This window comes from Desulfurococcus mucosus DSM 2162 (assembly GCF_000186365.1).
In the GTDB taxonomy this organism is placed as follows: domain Archaea; phylum Thermoproteota; class Thermoprotei_A; order Sulfolobales; family Desulfurococcaceae; genus Desulfurococcus; species Desulfurococcus mucosus.
Map to the genome: position 1 here is coordinate 39,951 of NC_014961.1, position 14,677 is coordinate 54,627.

Annotated in this window: 17 protein-coding genes and 1 tRNA gene; 4 read left to right on the plus strand and 14 right to left on the minus strand. The window is 53.4% G+C overall.

What is annotated here, in order from left to right; translation table 11 throughout:
• Positions 1-52: 52 nt before the first annotated feature.
• The 3 genes from DESMU_RS00230 to DESMU_RS00240 are packed head-to-tail and all read left to right on the plus strand — an operon-like array spanning position 53 to position 2,404.
• On the plus strand, positions 53-802 hold the full coding sequence (locus DESMU_RS00230) for a DNA polymerase sliding clamp (RefSeq protein WP_013561585.1): 750 nt from the start codon (positions 53-55) through the stop codon (positions 800-802).
• On the plus strand, positions 780-1,907 hold the full coding sequence (locus DESMU_RS00235; protein WP_013561586.1) for a DNA primase small subunit domain-containing protein: 1,128 nt from the start codon (positions 780-782) through the stop codon (positions 1,905-1,907). Before DESMU_RS00230 ends, DESMU_RS00235 begins: the two co-directional genes overlap by 23 nt.
• Positions 1,904-2,404, plus strand: a complete 501-nt coding sequence (locus DESMU_RS00240; RefSeq protein ID WP_013561587.1) for a hypothetical protein — start codon at positions 1,904-1,906, stop codon at positions 2,402-2,404. Before DESMU_RS00235 ends, DESMU_RS00240 begins: the two co-directional genes overlap by 4 nt.
• A 19-nt stretch (positions 2,405-2,423) precedes the next feature.
• On the opposite strand, the gene DESMU_RS00245 is transcribed toward DESMU_RS00240, so the two are convergent.
• The 5 genes from DESMU_RS00245 to DESMU_RS00265 form a co-directional block, all read right to left on the minus strand.
• On the minus strand, positions 2,424-2,822 hold the full coding sequence (locus tag DESMU_RS00245) for a hypothetical protein (RefSeq protein ID WP_013561588.1): 399 nt from the start codon (positions 2,820-2,822) through the stop codon (positions 2,424-2,426).
• Positions 2,823-2,990: 168 nt separating this feature from the next.
• A tRNA-Asp gene (locus tag DESMU_RS00250) sits at positions 2,991-3,065 on the minus strand.
• A 74-nt stretch (positions 3,066-3,139) separates the two neighbouring features.
• Positions 3,140-3,340, minus strand: a complete 201-nt coding sequence (locus DESMU_RS00255; protein ID WP_013561589.1) for an RNA-protein complex protein Nop10 — start codon at positions 3,338-3,340, stop codon at positions 3,140-3,142.
• Entirely contained in the window at positions 3,337-4,131 is a 795-nt protein-coding gene (locus tag DESMU_RS00260; protein ID WP_013561590.1) for a translation initiation factor IF-2 subunit alpha, read from the minus strand. Before DESMU_RS00260 ends, DESMU_RS00255 begins: the two co-directional genes overlap by 4 nt.
• Before the next feature lie 22 nt (positions 4,132-4,153).
• A complete protein-coding gene (locus tag DESMU_RS00265; protein WP_013561591.1) occupies positions 4,154-6,145 on the minus strand; it encodes a hypothetical protein in 1,992 nt (663 codons plus the stop codon).
• 102 nt (positions 6,146-6,247) lie between these two features.
• On the opposite strand from DESMU_RS00265, the gene DESMU_RS00270 reads away from it, so the two are divergent.
• Entirely contained in the window at positions 6,248-7,090 is an 843-nt protein-coding gene (locus DESMU_RS00270; protein ID WP_013561592.1) for a DMT family transporter, read from the plus strand.
• 29 nt (positions 7,091-7,119) lie between these two features.
• On the opposite strand, the gene DESMU_RS00275 is transcribed toward DESMU_RS00270, so the two are convergent.
• From DESMU_RS00275 to DESMU_RS00315, 9 genes are read right to left on the minus strand one after another with little or no spacing between them, the layout of a single operon-like run.
• Entirely contained in the window at positions 7,120-7,377 is a 258-nt protein-coding gene (locus DESMU_RS00275) for a hypothetical protein (RefSeq protein WP_048813403.1), read from the minus strand.
• The gene (locus DESMU_RS00280; RefSeq protein WP_048813404.1) at positions 7,367-7,837 is read right to left on the minus strand and encodes an NADH-quinone oxidoreductase subunit B family protein; all 471 of its coding nucleotides are present in this window, start codon (positions 7,835-7,837) and stop codon (positions 7,367-7,369) included. The genes DESMU_RS00275 and DESMU_RS00280 overlap by 11 nt, the downstream gene beginning before the upstream one ends.
• The gene (locus tag DESMU_RS00285; protein ID WP_013561595.1) at positions 7,830-8,348 is read right to left on the minus strand and encodes a 4Fe-4S dicluster domain-containing protein; all 519 of its coding nucleotides are present in this window, start codon (positions 8,346-8,348) and stop codon (positions 7,830-7,832) included. Before DESMU_RS00285 ends, DESMU_RS00280 begins: the two co-directional genes overlap by 8 nt.
• Positions 8,349-8,351: 3 nt before the next feature.
• Positions 8,352-9,989, minus strand: coding sequence for a hydrogenase large subunit (locus tag DESMU_RS00290; RefSeq protein WP_013561596.1), 1,638 nt, complete (start codon positions 9,987-9,989; stop codon positions 8,352-8,354).
• A complete protein-coding gene (locus tag DESMU_RS00295) occupies positions 9,986-10,858 on the minus strand; it encodes an NADH-quinone oxidoreductase subunit H (protein ID WP_013561597.1) in 873 nt (290 codons plus the stop codon). The genes DESMU_RS00290 and DESMU_RS00295 overlap by 4 nt, the downstream gene beginning before the upstream one ends.
• Before the next feature lie 5 nt (positions 10,859-10,863).
• On the minus strand, positions 10,864-11,145 hold the full coding sequence (locus DESMU_RS00300) for a hypothetical protein (RefSeq protein ID WP_013561598.1): 282 nt from the start codon (positions 11,143-11,145) through the stop codon (positions 10,864-10,866).
• Complete coding sequence (locus DESMU_RS00305; protein WP_013561599.1) at positions 11,142-12,662, minus strand: complex I subunit 5 family protein; 1,521 nt, start codon at positions 12,660-12,662, stop codon at positions 11,142-11,144. Before DESMU_RS00305 ends, DESMU_RS00300 begins: the two co-directional genes overlap by 4 nt.
• A complete protein-coding gene (locus DESMU_RS00310; RefSeq protein WP_013561600.1) occupies positions 12,659-14,173 on the minus strand; it encodes a Na+/H+ antiporter subunit D in 1,515 nt (504 codons plus the stop codon). Before DESMU_RS00310 ends, DESMU_RS00305 begins: the two co-directional genes overlap by 4 nt.
• Before the next feature lie 9 nt (positions 14,174-14,182).
• Positions 14,183-14,674, minus strand: coding sequence for a 4Fe-4S dicluster domain-containing protein (locus tag DESMU_RS00315; protein WP_013561601.1), 492 nt, complete (start codon positions 14,672-14,674; stop codon positions 14,183-14,185).
• Between the last annotated feature and the right edge of the window lie 3 nt (positions 14,675-14,677).

Here is a 14,677-nt window from a genome sequence, read left to right on the forward strand (position 1 = left end):
TTAACAGTTTTATTTACTCAGTGTTTGATAGAATTATACATGGTGGACTTAGATGAGGCTCAGGTTTCGCGACGCCGTTGTATGGAGGTATGCCATAGCATCAATATCCAAGATAATTGAGGAGGCAGGCTTCAAGGTGGATCCCGAGAAGGGATTAGTGTTGAGAGCCATGGATCCAAGCACAGTGGTGCTGGTGGAGTTCACGATGCCAAGGGATGCTTTCTCCATTTACGAGGTTGAGGGAGAACGCTTCATAGGGGTAAACATGGAGGAGCTTGCAAAGGTTCTAAAGAGGGCTAGGAAAGGGGATGAACTACTGCTGGAGGTATCTGGTGACGGGAGGCTCAGCGTAGTCTTCGAGGGGCGCGGCTCCAGGAGGTTCACACTGCCCAGTATAGAGTTGACTCATGAAGAACTACCTGAGGTGAGCTTCGAAGTAGGCTTCAAAGGAAGGATGCTGCCAAAGGTCTTCAGAGACGTGATCAGTGAGGTCGAGCCGGTTAGCGATGCAGTTGAGTTCTCAGCGGTGAAGGGGGAGGGCAAGCTGGTGGTTGCCTCTAGGAGCGAGGTTGCTGAAGCCGAGATCGAGCTATCGGCTTCGGAGGGAGCCTTGATCGAGCATGAGATAACAGAGGATTCCAGAGCCAAGTACACGGTTGACTACCTAACAGATATATCATCGGCTTCCCAGGCAGCTGAATTAATGAGTGTTGAATTCGGGAACGACACACCGCTCAAACTAACCTATGAATTATCCGGTGGAGGAAGACTGGTGTTTTATGTCGCTCCACGCGAGGAATAGGCGGGGTTTTCTCAGGAGGATCATATGGGACTACTACAGGCTTAAACCACTCGAGGAGCCAAGCAACCTCCATATGAGGGAGGTAGCGTTAGAGAGCCTTGAGGACGGCAAGTACATAAGACACCTCTCCTTCCCATACATGGAGAAGCTCTACGAGTTTATACAGGGCGGTAAAACCCCTCTCCACCTCTACTACTCCTCAGCCCTCTATAGTGATCCATCGGCGGAGGACATGGAGTCGAAGGGCTGGCAGGGCTCGGAGCTAATATTCGACATAGATGCCGACAAGTACCCTGGGTGCAGCCAGGTATTCAAGATATGCATAGGGGGAGGAGTCGTCGATGGGGAGGCAGGGTGCCCAGGAGGCAGGGAGCCCGTTGAGTACCCGGTGGTCCCATGGGATTGCATTAGGAGGGCGTGGGAGAGCGCCTTGAGGCTACGCGACATACTGCTAAGGGATCTAGGTTTCTCAAGGATAAAGATATACTTCTCCGGTAACAGAGGGTTCCATGTAAGGGTTCTCGATGAGAGCGCACTACCCTTAACCCGTGAGCAGAGGCGCCTCTTAGCGGACTATGTTGCATGCAGCAACCTTGACACTGCAAGGATGTTTCCATCCTACCGTGGCAAAGTGGTTTTCCATAGGTTTGAACACGGATTAAGGAGAAGGGTTCTCGAATCAGCCAGGGCAAGAGGCCTTGTGAGGGAGGGAGAGATCGCTGGTTTAAAGGGGCTTGTACTCGATGAGGAGCACTTACCCATGCTTCTCGAGGAGAACTGTATAGGGATAGATAAGGTTGTCACCATAGATACATCCAGGCTTTCAAGGTTCGGAAACAGCTTGAACATGAAGTCGGGTCTAAGGGTGACAGAGATGGATCCAGGCAAGGGCTTAGACGACGCTGGCTTCACAAGTTTCTCACCGTTCAAAGGAGGCATCAGGGTTAAATCCCTTATCGATGCATCAAGGCTTCCAGTGCTAGATAAGCTAGTGGACCTCAAGAAGGGAGGAGTATTCGAGCTGGAAGCACCCTACGCGATATACCTTATTATCCACGGAGTAGTTGATCCAGTAGAGGCCGGTGGAGTGGTGGTTAAGCCTTGAGCAACACATATGTAAACATGGTGAGGGAGGAGCTTCAGGCATCTAAGTGCACGGTTATACAGAGGGTTAAACTCGAGGAAGCCGGCGAGCTAATCCGGAGATCCATGTTCAAGCTACCATTGATCACCCGCGAGGGGAGGAGGCTCTTCGTGGAGATGTTAACAAAGATGGCCGGCGACGCCGAGCTCCTGGGCAGGCTAAGGGTGGCTAAAATAGCGCTCGGCTCACATGTCCCCGAGGACTCGTATGATAGAGAGGTGCTTGAGATAGTTGAGAGCCTCGTCGAACTCGAGAAGGAAGCCTTGTCACCCGTCTCCATAAGATACCATGACAAGAGGCTTGTGGTCTTCGAGAAGGATTGCGTGGTGAACGGGGAGAAGTATAGGAGAGGCGACCTAGCCCTTCTAACAGTAAACGAGTTGACGGCGGCTTTCATTCATAGATGTGTGAAACCGTTGCAGAACCCGCTGGTGGTCTTCTCCAAGTCACATGGATAACCATAGCCGCCTTCCAACACTATGTGACAGCGTTCTCCATGTAGTAGTATCCCAGTATAATGTATGCTGAGATCACTATCAGCAACAATATGAGGGAGCCTACGAAGACTATGTCCCTCAGCCTGGCTTCACGGATATGCTTGAAGCTCCTGGGCCTAACCGATTGAATGAAGTATGGGAGCGTGAATGCCACACCTATTGACAACGCTATTAGGAGCGTGTAGAGTATGGAGAAAGCTGTGAACCTGTTGAACTGTGAGGGAGACATGTAGCTGTAGTTAAACCACACGTAGAGCCAGTTCCCGCATATAATGATCCACGAGATAGTGGAGACGTATAGTGCAAGCCTTGCAAGAACACCTGGCAGTACATCGTACTCAAGTACATACCTGTACACTTCTCTAACAGGCTTCCTCAACCCGGATCCCCACGCGCCTACACTGGGTGAGACACGGTTCTCAAAGCTTATATTTATTTATGGTTCAAAAGAGTATCCAAACAGCTGAAACCAGTCTTCACCCCGCTCTAAAGAACCTGCTTCCCGGTTGCAGGGAGCAGCTCGAGGACTAGTGGGCGGGTTGCCGAGCGCCGCCGCCGGGATTTGAACCCGGGTCACGGGCTCGACAGGCCCGCATACTGAACCGGGCTATACTACGGCGGCACCACTTAGTATCTTGATTAAGTGCGGGGTTTTTAAACAGTTTCAAGCTGGAGCCAGGGGTTGCAGCCCCTGTATCAGGGTACGTAGGGCGGTTTCTCGTCTAGTTTAAGGAGGTTTGAGGAGAGCTTCTCCCTGAGCCTGTATGTAGCATACTTGTCAACGGGGCTGAAGCGGGCTGGGTGCGGTACAGTCAGCTCTCCACCGCACCTGGGGCACTTCTCCTTGTCCAGCGTGTAGCTTCCGCACCTTACGCATTTACGCATTAACCAGTTCATGTCTTCTCCCTTTCACCCTTGAACACGATGTCGCTTGCTTTACTGGCTTCCTCAGCCTTCTTCAAGGCCTCTTCGAGTAGTGTTTCAGCAGTCTTATAGTCCTGGGAGTATATTTCCAGTATATATCTTGGTGCTCCAGCTGTGTAGAGCTTGAACCTAGCGCCTTTGGCTTTAAGCGTATTGGCGACTGCTTCAAGGACTCTCCTCACTCTTTCAACCCCGTCGGGGTGGCGGGATTGAACGGTTAGCCTTGCACGCACGGATACCTCTTTTATCTTTATGTGCCGCTTAACCTCGGTGAGGAGCGGGTTGATCCATTCCTCCGGTACACCTGCCTTGGCAAGGGCTTCTCCCCCGGTTGAGACGGCTTCTTCGAGTGCGTAGAGCGGGTCGCCGTAGGCGTCTTCAAGCCTCCATATAACCTCCCTGTACGCGTCCTCCCTGCTTTTACCAATGCTCTCGGCGACTAGTTCAACTATCTTAGCGGCTTTAACATATCTCTTCCACCACATCATCTTCTTCCTTCTGTCGGCGTCGGCCACTTTCTTCAGTGAGACGTCGACCTCCTTCTTAGCTCTGTCGACCCTGATCACTTTAACTACTATCTTCTCCCCCTCCCTTATCACATCCCTAATGTTTTTAACCCATTTAGTGGCGATCTCGCTCCACGGCAGGAAGGCCTTGCGGTCGCCGTATTCGTCGAGCGTGACGTAGGCGCCGTAATCATATATCTCCCTGACCGTGGCTACAACGTATTCCCCTATATCCGGTAGCTCCCTCCTAGGTATCATTTCCCCGGTTCACCACTCGTCTCTATGGCAACTCGTATACGGCTACTACATGTATTATCTGGTACTCGCTATATAAACCACTAACCTTGAGGACTGGGGCGCTTTCCACTGCAACAGGCTTGAAGAGCCTCACGCTGCTTGAGAGCTGTGAGTAACTGTATAGCTGGTTGTACACGTTGTAACCCAGCCTCTGCAGGGAGTCCACTGCGAGCTGTGCTAGGAGCGAGTTGTATCCATCCTTGCTCCACGCTAAAGGCAGCTCGTACCCCGAGCGCGCATTATATATGTTCACGTAGCTAAGGTAGCTGGTGTTAATGGTGGCAGCGTAGAGAACCAGCCTGGAGAGGTCGCCTGCAGCAGCATAGTATATGTTTTCATAGTATTCCTGTGTCTGAACCGGTACGGCTACCCCCAGGTACGCTGCACCCGAGGATCTTCCACCGATGAGTCTAACACTGGCTAGGTATGAGACCACAATGAATCTTCTCGACGCACCCACCTCGGATGAAACATTGCTCACTATCCTTGCAGCCGTCTCCTCACTGCTCAACATGATCGCGGAGACAAGGTATCTCCCTCTATCTCCCCCGAGGTCGTGTGCAAGCGTGTAAACCTCGCCTGGCGCGTCGGCTAGGAAACGCTGGATCCAGTAGGTGTAACCCCAGTAGGATAAGACTAGTATCCTGCTGCCGGTGCTATTAGAGATAGCCTGCTTCAGAGCGCTCAACGCGTTGAGCCAGGCGCTTTCATTCCTTACAGGTGTCCCTAGTCCAGTGTAGCCTTGGAGGTCGTAGGTGTAGATGAAGGGCTGGGTCCTCGTCTGGGCCACGGATAAGAGCACTCCCCCGGAGACCACTCCGAGAACTATGGCTATTGCAGCCGCCCTGTAAAGCACTGAGGCAGCTCCCCTTCTAAACCCCCATGAGTATTCTGCTACCACGTAGAGGGCTAGCGATGTAAGTAAAGCCAGGAGGAATGCCTCGGCGACGACCAGGGTGGGGTCGAGCATGGCTGCTATGAGGAGGAGCACTGTGGAGGAGATTATGGCTGTCTTAACCCCGGGCATCTCGCTGAGGAGCCTGCTCCTGGAGAGCACTATTAATCCTATTAGCCCTGTTGCAGCCAGTACCCCGTAGTCGAGGGGCGGGTTATAGGATTTAATGAAGACGGCTGTGTAGCCTCCGCCACTGTGGGTCAGGATGAAGGGGGCTGGGAGCGCTACTGACGCTGTGAGAGCGACGGCTATAAGGGTGATGCGGGTGCCGGCGGGAATAGGCCTACCCTGCATCAATGTGTCGACCAATAGCAGTAGTAGGCTGGTTGACAACGGGATAATGGGGAACAGGTTTCCAAGCCCCGGTGCCACAAGGGCTGGGATCGATGATAACGCTAGGAGTAAGGCGGCAACCCTGTTCAACCTGCCCCTGACCCCTACAGCGAACTCTGCTGCCAGACCGATTAAGGCTCCCTCGACTAGGAGCCACCCGGCTGGATTCAATACTTGTGCAAGCAGCCCGCTTAGCCCGAGTAATAAGGCTCCCCGGATGCCTCCAGCCTTCTCGTTCACGTAGAGTGCAAGCAGGATTAAGGTTGCGAGGATCCCTGAGAGAACCTGGTGCCCCATGTTGGAGGGCGTTGACCAGAACACTACTGCGGGAGACGATGCATATATCAGTGAGGTCACCCCGGCTAGAGCCGGGTTTCCGAGCACTCTTAGAGTCGTGTAGAACACGAGGAGCACGGTTAAGGCTGATGCAGCGATCACTCCGGTGGCCCCGAGAACCCCAATTAGTTTTGAAGCCACCCATTCATATGTTAGGAAATAGCTGCATGAATCGTCGAGCACGTTGATCCTGCTGCACGCATACGGTAAGCCGGCTGTCTTGGAGAGATACCTGGAGAGCCATGAGACGTTGTCGAAGGGGGTTCCGGGGTCCAGCCATGTGATCAAGAGGATGTTGACTGCCATGCTTAAAGCGAGCAGTGAGACACCGATGAGGGTCTTTTTATCCATAAGCCACCTACCTGTGTCGGGGACTGATATCCTGGATAAGATGGTTCACGGTAAATAAAGCTTTAACCTGTATATGAGATTCCAGCACTAGGGTGGAAGCGTATGGAGGCAGTGTTTCTCGCCGCTATGGCCGGGGTTCTATGGAGCCTGAACCCCCCGGTTATTAAGAGGTTTGCCGGGGGAATGGATCCCGTTGCCTTTAACGGTGCCAGGGGTATCTACGCTGTCCTCGTGCTCACACTGTATATGCTTGTCAAAGGTGTTGCGCCATCCGTGAGGCCTGAGGGGCTGGCGTTAATATATCTCAGTGCTTTACTGGGCCCGGTTCTAGGCGACATATTCTATATAAAAGCCATAGTGAGCATAGGGGGAGGTAACGCGATAACCATAGGCTACCTCTACATATTCGTAGCCCAGTTAATAGGCATCTATGTTCTCGGTGAGAAGCCTGACGCCCACCTACTCATAGGCTCCCTCGTCGCGTTCACAGGCATTTACTTGATCTACAATGGAGGTGGGGAGAGCATCAGGGGGAGGGGCGTGGCCTACGCGTTGGCTGCCGCAGTGTTATGGGGGATGTCGGCAGTGTGCTCAAAGCTTGCAACCCAGTACGGTGATGCGTTATCGCTTGGGTTCACGAGGAATGTCTTCCTGGTGTTATCCATTGTACTGGTGCGCGGCCTGCTGCCAGCACGCTACGCGTTATCGCGGAACGGCTTCATAGCTGGATTCATCACCGGTGGCCTCAGTTTCGGCGTTGGGATGGTGTTGTTCATAGAGGCGCTTGCCACTGGAGGAGTATCGCTTGCCGTTCTACCCACGATCATCGCGCCAGCGTTAGCTAGATTCACATCGAGGATTATAGCTGGTGAAGTGGTTGGGTGGAGGAGTATCGCGGGGACCCTGGTGACTGTTGCAGGTATAGCCCTGGGCTCCCTTGGTTAACCCTCCTTCAAGCCCGGGGGCTCGGCAGCCTAGAGTGGCTTCAAGACTATGTATTCGTCGCCAACCTCTATCTCCGCGATCTTCTTCACGACCCCGGGTTCCACCACTATTACCTCTCTCCCCGAGAGGAGTCGGCTTACTGCCTCAGGCGGGAGGATGCTGGAGGCTTCTTCAAGCGTTAGCTCCTTGATCCTCCTGCATGAGGAGAGATCCCCTGTGAAGTGGCGGGGGAAAAGTGTTTCGTGATGCATGTATTTACACAGGTATGCCTCCAGCCTACTCTGCATATTTCACTTCCCCTTTAGCCTTCTTCGCCACGAGCCCCTTGATCAACGCGATAGCGTATAGCAGGGCTTCAGGCCTTATCGGGCACCCTGGCACATAGTATATGGCGTCGACACGTATGCCGCGTTCTTTAAGCATCTTCTCCAATCCCTTGATCCCCCCTATCGTTGAATACGTGTCATGCCATATGCCGCCGCCAACCCCGCATGAGCCTAGGGCTATGATTATCCTTGGGCGTGGGGCAGCCTCTATAGCGTTCAAGACCTTCGGCAGAGTCTCAAGTGTTACGGGCCCCGTCATAAGTATTACATCGGCGTGCCTCGGCGAGCCAACGAGCTTCACGCCGAAGCGCTCGGCGTCGTGGAAGGGTGTGAGCGCGTCAAGTATCTCTATGTCGCAGGCGTTACAGCTCCCTGTGTTCAAATGGTATACCCATATGCTTTTCTTCAAGGGGTCACTCAAGGCTACCAGTCCTCCTCTTGGAGAGTGCTTTCAGCAGGTTCCTCTTCCTGCACTCGGGGCACTTGTCAAGATACTCCTCGCTGTGCTGGGCTTTCTCCGAGACATACCTGATAATCCTCTCGGTGCCGTATGCTGTGCCGCACGAGGGGCATTTCCTCCTGGAGTGCACTACGTGGACATATAGGTCGGCTACATCGTTTGTTGCGAGCTCGAACTCACGGGTTCCCTTGATGGCTTTCACAGGGCAGACGTCGATGCATCTCCAGCAGAATATGCATCTACCAATGAAGTACCTTAACACGAGTTTCTCCGAGTCCTCGATCAACTGTAACGCGTTAGGGGGGCAGGCGTTGACGCATGCTCCACAGCCTATGCATTTGGAGGCATCTATCTCTACTTTACCCCTGAAATCCGGTGTTACAAGCGGCTCTTCGAACGGGTACTTCCTAGTGGCCCTCCCGGCTTTACCTGCGATGACTACTAGTTCAACTGGTTTAAGCGCCTTGCTCACCGCTCACACCCCGTTCAGCTCTAACACCTCTACTCCCTTCCCCTTCCTCACGACTAGAACCCTGTCGGTGCATGAGAAACAGGGGTCTATGCTAGCTATCGTCAGCGGGGCGTCGGCTAGGGGTTGATCCCTTAGCATTATTCTGAGGGCTGGGATATTATTGTATGTTGGAGCCCTAACCCTCCACCTGTAGGGGCGGCCCCTGCCAGTCAACACGTAGTGGACGTCTCCTCCCCTGGGGGCTTCAACCACCTGGACCCCTATCCTCCCCTCTGGTATCTCATATTCCTCCAGCATTATGGGCCCCTTGGGCAGCATGTCGAGTAGCTGGATTATCATTGACATGGACTCCTTGGTTTCCTCTATTCTAACCAGGGTTCTAGCCATGTTGTCGCCTTCAGTATACACGGGGACCTTGAATGAGACATGCTTGTAGGCCGCGTAGGGTAGATCCCTTCTCGCATCCTTGTCCACGCCTGAGGCCCTTGCCACTGGTCCCTCCACGCCGAGCTTCACCGCCCACTCCTTCGGGAGCACGCCGGTTCCGCTCAACCTCTTCTTGACCTGGGGCACGTTTACTGCTACGTCGATTATCTTCCAGTACTCCTTCTCCAGCTCGCTGAGGACCTCTATTACCTTCCTCCTCTTCTCCTCATTTATGTCTCTGCGGACGCCTCCAACCATGTTTATACCGTATGTCTTCCTGCTCCCCGTGAGCATCTCGGCGAGCTCCATTATTCTCTCCCTTATACGCCACATGTGCATGAACCCGGCGTCGTATCCAAGCGTGTGGAACGCTACGCCTAGCCATAGGAGGTGGCTGTGTATTCTTTCAACTTCTAGGACTATGCTTCTTATGAACTGGGCTCTCTCCGGGACATCTAGCTTGGCGGCTTTTTCAACTGCGAGCGCGTAGCATGTGCTGTGCTCGAAGCCGCATATTCCGCATATTCTCTCCGCTAGGAAGTTGACTTGCTGATACGTCATCCTGGACTCGCCCAGCTTCTCTATGCCTCTATGTACATGGAACCCCCTGTACTTCACGTCCACGATTCTTTCCCCGTCAACGTAGAGCTCGAAGTACTCTGGCTCGTGTAGTGCCGGGTGATAGGGGCCAACCGGTATCGGGCTTCCCTCCTCCCCTGTGGTCAAGCCCATTTTCTCGGACTCCGGGTGGATGAGGGGTTTTTGATCATACTGGAAGTCCTTTCTAAGAGGGTACGCGTCCTCGGGCCATCCAGGGGGGAGCACTAGTCTCTCTCTCCTCCTCCCCTCGAACCTTATCCCGAGGAGATCCATTGCCTCCTGCTCACACCAGTCGGCTGCTGGCACCTCGTTGACTATGCTTGGTACCACTGGGTCCCCGCTCTCCATGTATGTCTTCAAGAGCACGTAGAGCCCGGATGAGTCGTCTGTGAACACGTGTGTCAGGGAGAAGAAGCCGTTGACCGGTCTCTCATCTATTCCGACGCATGTCCTGTGCGTTAAACCGTGTTCGTTGAATAGTGTTGACGCTGCTTTTACAAGGCTCTCCCTTGGGACAACTATGTGTACAGTGTCCCCGTCGACAAGGCTTCTTCCACCTAGCTTCTCCGCTAGTTGCATATACTTGTTGAGGATGGCTTTCTCCCTGGGCATCATGTAACCACCAATAACCCTGTTATAGATATAAGTATTAGGGCAATATATATCTTGAACAAAGTGGCCGGCGCCAGGTCGACACGGCTTCTCCCAAGCATCACGGCTGGGAGCGAGTAGAGAACCCATGTTGCGAAGGCGGCTACGTGTACGATCATCAACCTGACCACACCGTTTAACGGTAGTGGTAGAAGCACCATTAGTGCTGGAAGCATGGAGGCAATATACCTCTTCAAGTACACTGAGTACAGGTATAGTGCTAGGGCTCCACCGCTGAGCTCGACGAGTACTCCTGAGGCTAGTTCAACCTCGGCTTCCGCGATGTCGAAGGGGGTTCTCCCCGTTGAAACATAGGTGGTCATGACGAGTAGCACTATGAGTGGCACTGTAACGGTTAGCAGCCGCGGGATTGATGTAGCCGGGTGTGCAGCGTAGTAGTATAGGGTGAGACCCGCGATCAACGAGAACTCGTTCACCAGGGCCAGCATAGCCTCCCTCATTCCTCCGACCTGGGAGTAGGGGTTGGGGACCAGGAGCGGGATAGCTATGCTTGTGGTCTGTGCAACAGCTATGAGGGCTATGGCTACTGGTACTAGTTGAGCCGTGTAGACTCCGAGGGACACGGTGTTCAGGACGGCTATGAGGGCTGCTTCAAGTATTATTGAGAGCACTATCGTGTAGAATACGAGGGGGTATGAGGGGAACTCCACTGTCTCCTTGGACATAAGCTTCCTCAGGTCTAGGATTGTCTGGTATACGGGGGGACCGATCCTGCTCTGCATTAACGCCTTCACCTTTCTCTCCACTCCATCATAGATTACTGGTAGCAGCATGGCGAGGAGTGTTGCTGTAAACGCGGCTAACGCCTCCATGTCGCTCACCCTGTGAGCATGGTTGCTATGGCGAGGAGTAATGCTATGGCGCCGAACCATAGGGATGCAAGGATCATGGATTCTATCATTGTTAACTGGAGCACGTTGAGCCTCCTCGATAACACGTCTACGGCGTGGGATATCCAGGGGAAGACGGTGTCGCCGATGTTGGCTAGCCTTGAGGCTATGGATGCTGGGCTGAGTCCCCGGCCTGGTTTAAGTCTCTCAATGGTTTTCTCAGCTATCTCCTCGAACCACCTTATTATGCTTGCCCTCGTGTAGCTCATTGCTCGACACCTGATAGCCAGTATTTGGGTTCATGGATCCTGGATAAGGGTTTACTAAGCAGCACCGTTATGAAGACTGGCAGTGTGATGGCTTCAACCACTGCCAGCGGGACGAGTAGTTGCAGCGGCATGTAGCCCGAGGACAGTGATATGGCGATGTAGATTAACGGGAACACTAGTGTCACGCTTGTAGCGTAGTATTCGGAGAGCAGTTCTTCCCTGGTCACTTCTACAGGTGGCTTCAATACTTTTCTATAGCCTCCTACATAGCACCCCATGATCTTCACGCTGTATATTATTGAGAAGACGGCTACCACCGCTATGGCTATCCCGGCGAGCAACGGTATGACGCCGTACGATGACACCAGCATCACCAGTGATGCCAGGAGCACGAGTTTCATGGTGAACCCGTATGAGGGAGGTATGCCCGCGAAGTTCATGAATATGTTGAATGCCGGCACTATTAGTGCTGGGTGGAGTTGTCCAAGGTATCCAAGCTTATACACGTCGAACGTGTTGGCCAGTTGATCCATGAGTGCAGCGTTCATGAATGCATGTGCCTTAGCCAGCCCATGGTAGATCACGTAGAAGTAGAGTAGTTGAAGCAGCAGCCCGCTCCCATATATCTCGGAGAGCGAGTATGTTACAGCCATTACCCCGGCGTGGCTGAGGGAGCTGTAGGCGAGGAGCCTTCTAACATCTCTCTGAATAGTTGCTGCGAAGCCACCGTAGAGAGCCGTGATCGCTCCCTGTGCAAGGGTTACATAGTGGAGTTCACTGCTATACGTGAACAGGGATGATGTGAGCAGTAGCCCGAATAACCCGATCTTTATGACCAACCCGCTTAGAATAGCGGATCCATGCTTCGGGGCCTCCGGGTGGACTATCGGCAGCCACATGTGTATGGGGAAGAGCCCCAGCTTCGTTGCAAACCCGACCAGTATGAGGAGCGCAGGTAAGGGGCTTAGAGGGATCTTCACGGCGGCTAGCTCTGCAGGGCTCGCGGTGAGCGATGCATCAAGCCCCATGTACTGTGCTATCAGGGCCCAAAGCGATAGCACTGCTACGTCAGCGGGGACAGCGCTTAACACTATGTAGTAGATGGCTACCTTGTAGTTTTCAGCTCCCTTATCCATCATGATGACGAGCATCAGGAGGACGTCGAGTACGAGTAGCCCTGTGACGAACTCCCCTAGGATCCTGGCGTTGAATACTGTGAGCACGGCTATAAGCGTTGTATTGAGCAGTGTCTGCTGATATGACACCTTACCCGTCAGGATCCTGTAGTATCCCTCGGAGTGCAGTGTTATAGCTATGGATGCAAGCGATGCGAGGACCACGAAGTACTCTTGGAACCCTAAAGCCCCCTGCTGGTTTATCAATGCGTCGAGAAGAGGCATGGTGAAGCCGGTTACCCTGAGTACTTTGCTGAGCCGGCTCGCCCTGTCGCTCAGCAGTGACCCGCTTAACACTAGGAGGTAGGCGAGGGACATTGCAGTGATGTGGAGGGTATTCAATGCTTTACACCCCCGGTTCTAGCCACGGTTGCGTAAACGAGGAGTGTTACGAGGAGTGTGAGTGGTGAGACCGCTGAGAGTATGAGTACGCTGCTTCTTAAACCGTTGAGGAACACGCTGGCTACTAGCGGGATATATATGTTTGATGATCCAAGCGCCAGGATTGAGAGCTCGAGCGGTTTCGGCGGCTTCTTCGGCTCTTCGGGTAGCACGGGGCGCGGCGTGTTGAAGTATATTGACATGTACTTTATGGCTAGGTATGCTGATGAAGCAATGTATATTGTGAAGCCGAGGAGCACTAGTGCCCTCCCAGGGTCAAGTGTCCCGGAGACTATGTAGTATACTGAGAGGGCTTTCACAGTGAACCCTATTGTGCCTGGGACCCCTATCAGGGTGAGCACTGCTAGTAGCCCACCGATCGATGAGAGCGGGAGGATTCTTGAGAGCCCTCTCACCCCGTGAATGTACCGGGTTCCATAGACGGCCTCTATTAGCCCGACCTCCGCGAAGAGAGTGGTTTTATATGTTGCATGCATCAGTATTGAGAGCTTCAACAGGTCCTCGGCCATGCCTGAAGGGTTGAGCAGGTAGAGGGCGAAGACTAGGCTTATGTATCCATTCGTCGCTATGGTCGCGTACGCGAGTAGCTTCTTTCCATCTCTCTGCACGGCTATCTGGGTCCACCCGTAGATCACTGATGAGGCGCCCAGCGTGGCGATGACTGCGGCGATCACAGTGTAGTACCGGGTGAGATCCACGATGTGTAACACCCTGTATAGCCCGTAGAAGCCGAGCAGAGTCATCAACCCGCTTAGGACTGCTGAGGCTGGTGCAGGTGCAGCCGAGTGTGCTCCGGGAAGCCAGAAGTGGAGCGGTATGTTGGCGGCTTTAGTTATGAATCCAATTATTAGGAATGGTACAAGGTATAATCCCACCCCGCTGAAAGGCTTCAAAGCCGTGAAGGGCTCCATTAGCAACCCTATGTTGGCTGACGCCATGGCTGCAACCGTTGTGAGCACTGATACCATTACCACGGTGAACACTGAGATCTCGAATGTAAGCGTTGAAGTAACGAGGAATCCCCTTGCAGACCTAAGCGAGCCCTCCACTGAGTGCGCTTCCCCCATGGTTATAAGGTACCATCCAACTACCTCCGCCACGGTCCAAGCTACCGCCATGGCTAGGATGTTTGGGGCAGTGTACGTCATAGCTACCAGTATTATGAAGCAGTCCATTAACGCGTCGAGGCCTTCCCCATACCCCTCCATCCTGGAGTAGTAGAGAGTGTAGACGCTTACCGGTAGCCCTGTGAGGATTGTTGTATAGCCTAGCAGGGTTGAGAAACCATCTATTAAACCCCTGGTCGAGTCCAGGTATAGGGCGACCCCTAGTGAGCCATATATGGAAAGCTTTGAAATAACCTTGAAGCGGGGCGCTGGCCCCAGCTTACTGAGTAATGTGATGAATACGAGTGATAAAACACAAATCGTCAATGAGAAAGATGGTTCCATGCCCTCCACCTACAGGGTCTCGAACCTGGCTTTAGCCATGGTCTCTGCAGTCCTCTTCTTCGCTCTCTCAAACACGGCTGCCTCCTCGCCGTAAAGTATTGCTCCAGCTGGACATATGGAGCTGCAGCCTGGTTCAAGCCCCTTTCTCCTTTGATCCATGCAGAGATCGCATTTCGTGGATACCCTGAGGGAGCGGTCGAGTTCAGGGATGCCGAAGGGGCAGGCGTAGAGGCAGGCCATGCATCCTATACACTTGCTTGCCGCGACGTAGACGGCGCCATCGCTGTCCCTTGTCATGGCACCTGTTGGACACACATCTATGCAGGGTGCCTTAGCGCAGTGCATGCATGACACGGGGATCTCGAGCCCTATCTCCGTCCTGTAGACCTTTATATATGGGTGTCCGTCATGTATGAAGTCGCATGCAGCCTCGCAGGCTCCGCAGCCTATGCATGTCCCTAGGTCTATGATCCTAAGGTATTTACCCGGGTTAGCGCTCACATT

What these genes read in the sequence shown, in the direction of transcription:
- DESMU_RS00295 (WP_013561597.1), bottom strand. Translation starts at nt 10,858, where the DNA reads ATGGAGGCGTTAGCCGCGTTTACAGCAACACTCCTCGCCATGCTGCTA.
- DESMU_RS00290 (WP_013561596.1), bottom strand. Translation starts at nt 9,989, where the DNA reads ATGATGCCCAGGGAGAAAGCCATCCTCAACAAGTATATGCAACTAGCG.
- DESMU_RS00270 (WP_013561592.1), top strand. Translation starts at nt 6,248, where the DNA reads ATGGAGGCAGTGTTTCTCGCCGCTATGGCCGGGGTTCTATGGAGCCTG.
- DESMU_RS00300 (WP_013561598.1), bottom strand. Translation starts at nt 11,145, where the DNA reads ATGAGCTACACGAGGGCAAGCATAATAAGGTGGTTCGAGGAGATAGCT.
- DESMU_RS00255 (WP_013561589.1), bottom strand. Translation starts at nt 3,340, where the DNA reads ATGAACTGGTTAATGCGTAAATGCGTAAGGTGCGGAAGCTACACGCTG.
- DESMU_RS00260 (WP_013561590.1), bottom strand. Translation starts at nt 4,131, where the DNA reads ATGATACCTAGGAGGGAGCTACCGGATATAGGGGAATACGTTGTAGCC.
- DESMU_RS00275 (WP_048813403.1), bottom strand. Translation starts at nt 7,377, where the DNA reads ATGCAGAGTAGGCTGGAGGCATACCTGTGTAAATACATGCATCACGAA.
- DESMU_RS00265 (WP_013561591.1), bottom strand. Translation starts at nt 6,145, where the DNA reads ATGGATAAAAAGACCCTCATCGGTGTCTCACTGCTCGCTTTAAGCATG.
- DESMU_RS00310 (WP_013561600.1), bottom strand. Translation starts at nt 14,173, where the DNA reads ATGGAACCATCTTTCTCATTGACGATTTGTGTTTTATCACTCGTATTC.
- DESMU_RS00230 (WP_013561585.1), top strand. Translation starts at nt 53, where the DNA reads ATGAGGCTCAGGTTTCGCGACGCCGTTGTATGGAGGTATGCCATAGCA.
- DESMU_RS00235 (WP_013561586.1), top strand. Translation starts at nt 780, where the DNA reads ATGTCGCTCCACGCGAGGAATAGGCGGGGTTTTCTCAGGAGGATCATA.